Below are 2828 nucleotides of genomic sequence, written 5' to 3' on the forward strand. Positions count from 1 at the left end.
GGAGCCGAAGAAGGACGTGGCGAACGACGAAATGCCTCGGGGAGCCGTAAGCAGGCTTTGATCCGGGGATGTCCGAATGGGGGAACCCAGCTGTGGTAATGCGCAGTTACTCATTACTGAATACATAGGTAATGTAGAGGCATACCCAGGGAACTGAAACATCTAAGTACCTGGAGGAAAAGAAAACAAAAGTGATTCCGTCAGTAGCGGCGAGCGAAAGCGGAACAGCCCAAACCAAGGGGCTTGCCCCTTGGGGTTGTAGGACCTCGTTATGGCCCATGTTTGTTAGGCGAAGTGATCTGGAAAGGTCCGGCATAGAAGGTAATAGCCCTGTAGCCCAAAACAAACGCAAGCCTAGAGGGATCCTGAGTACGGCGGGTCACGTGAAACCCCGTCGGAATCCGGCAGGACCATCTGCCAAGGCTAAATACTCCCTAGTGACCGATAGCGAAGCAGTACCGTGAGGGAAAGGTGAAAAGCACCGCGGAAGCGGAGTGAAACAGAACCTGAAACCGTGTGCTTACAAGAAGTCAGAGCACTCTTTATGTGTGATGGCGTGCCTTTTGTAGAATGAACCGGCGAGTTACGTTCCCGTGCGAGGTTAAGTCGAAGAGACGGAGCCGCAGCGAAAGCGAGTCTGAATAGGGCGAATGAGTACGTGGACGTAGACCCGAAACCGTGTGATCTACCCCTGTCCAGGGTGAAGGTGAGGTAACACTCACTGGAGGCCCGAACCCACGAATGTTGAAAAATTCGGGGATGAGGTGGGGGTAGCGGAGAAATTCCAATCGAACTCGGAGATAGCTGGTTCTCCCCGAAATAGCTTTAGGGCTAGCCTCGGAGGTTGAGTTGTGGAGGTAAAGCACTGATTGGGTGCGGGGCCCGCCAAGGGTTACCAAGTCCAGTCAAACTCTGAATGCCACAAACTTTACTCCGGGAGTCAGACAGTGAGTGCTAAGATCCATTGTCAAAAGGGAAACAGCCCAGACCATCAGCTAAGGTCCCCAAGTGTGTGTTAAGTGGGAAAGGATGTGGAGTTGCACAGACAACCAGGATGTTGGCTTAGAAGCAGCCACCATTGAAAGAGTGCGTAATAGCTCACTGGTCGAGTGACTCTGCGCCGAAAATGTAACGGGGCTAAACACGCCACCGAAGCTATGGCTTGCACGTAGTGCATGGGTAGGGGAGCGTTGTATGTACGTTGAAGTCAGACCGTGAGGACTGGTGGAGCGCATACAAGTGAGAATGCCGGTATAAGTAACGAAAAGATCAGTGAGAATCTGATCCGCCGAAAACCTAAGGGTTCCTGAGGAAGGTTCGTCCGCTCAGGGTAAGTCGGGACCTAAGGCGAGGCCGAAAGGCGTAGTCGATGGACAACAGGTGGAAATTCCTGTACCACCGTAGCCGTTATGAGCGATGGAGTGACGCAGAAGGATAGTGACGCGAGCTGATGGATGCTCGTCCAAGCAGTGAGGCTGGTTAGTAGGCAAATCCGCTAACCGTAAGGCTGGGCTGTGATGGGGAGGGAAATCTTTAGTACCGAAGGTCATGATTTCACACTGCCAAGAAAAGCTTCTAGCCAGGCGAAGGTGCCCGTACCGCAAACCGACACAGGTGGGTGAGAAGAGAATTCTAAGGCGCGCGGAAGAACTCTCGTTAAGGAACTCGGCAAAATGACCCCGTAACTTCGGGAGAAGGGGTGCCTCGGTAGGGTGAATAGCCCGAGGGGGCCGCAGTGAAAAGGCCCAAGCGACTGTTTAGCAAAAACACAGGTCTGTGCGAAGCCGCAAGGCGAAGTATACGGGCTGACGCCTGCCCGGTGCTGGAAGGTTAAGAGGAGTGGTTAGGGCGCAACCCGAAGCTATGAATTGAAGCCCCAGTAAACGGCGGCCGTAACTATAACGGTCCTAAGGTAGCGAAATTCCTTGTCAGGTAAATTCTGACCCGCACGAATGGCGTAACGACTTGGGCGCTGTCTCAACGAGAGATCCGGTGAAATTTTAATACCTGTGAAGATGCAGGTTACCCGCGACAAGACGGAAAGACCCCATGGAGCTTTACTGCAGCTTGATATTGGACTTTGGTACGATCTGTACAGGATAGGTGGGAGCCTTTGAAGCGTGAGCGCCAGCTTGCGTGGAGGCGCCGTTGGGATACCACCCTGATCGTATCGGAGTTCTAACCTGGTACCGTGAACCGGTATGGGGACAGTGTCAGGTGGGCAGTTTGACTGGGGCGGTCGCCTCCTAAAATGTAACGGAGGCGTTTAAAGGTTCCCTCAGAATGGTTGGAAATCATTCGAAGAGTGCAAAGGCAAAAGGGAGCTTGACTGCGAGACCAACAAGTCGAGCAGGGACGAAAGTCGGACTTAGTGATCCGGTGGTACCGAATGGAAGGGCCATCGCTCAACGGATAAAAGCTACCCTGGGGATAACAGGCTTATCTCCCCCAAGAGTCCACATCGACGGGGAGGTTTGGCACCTCGATGTCGGCTCATCGCATCCTGGGGCTGAAGTAGGTCCCAAGGGTTGGGCTGTTCGCCCATTAAAGCGGTACGCGAGCTGGGTTCAGAACGTCGTGAGACAGTTCGGTCCCTATCTGTCGCGGGCGTAGGAAATTTGAGAGGAGCTGTCCTTAGTACGAGAGGACCGGGATGGACGTACCGCTGGTGTACCAGTTGTCTCGCCAGAGGCATCGCTGGGTAGCTATGTACGGAGGGGATAAGCGCTGAAAGCATCTAAGCGCGAAGCCCCCCTCAAGATGAGATTTCCCAGTATGTAAGACCCCTTGTAGACGACGAGGTTGATAGGTTCGAGGTGGAAGTGCGG

Annotated in this window: 1 rRNA gene; it reads left to right on the forward strand. The window is 53.7% G+C overall.

Annotated elements, in window-relative coordinates:
- Positions 1–2828, forward strand: a 23S ribosomal RNA gene (locus EJQ19_RS17540); the annotation flags it as partial.

It is taken from the genome of Paenibacillus whitsoniae (genome assembly GCF_003955665.1).
GTDB lineage: Bacteria > Bacillota > Bacilli > Paenibacillales > NBRC-103111 > Paenibacillus_E > Paenibacillus_E whitsoniae.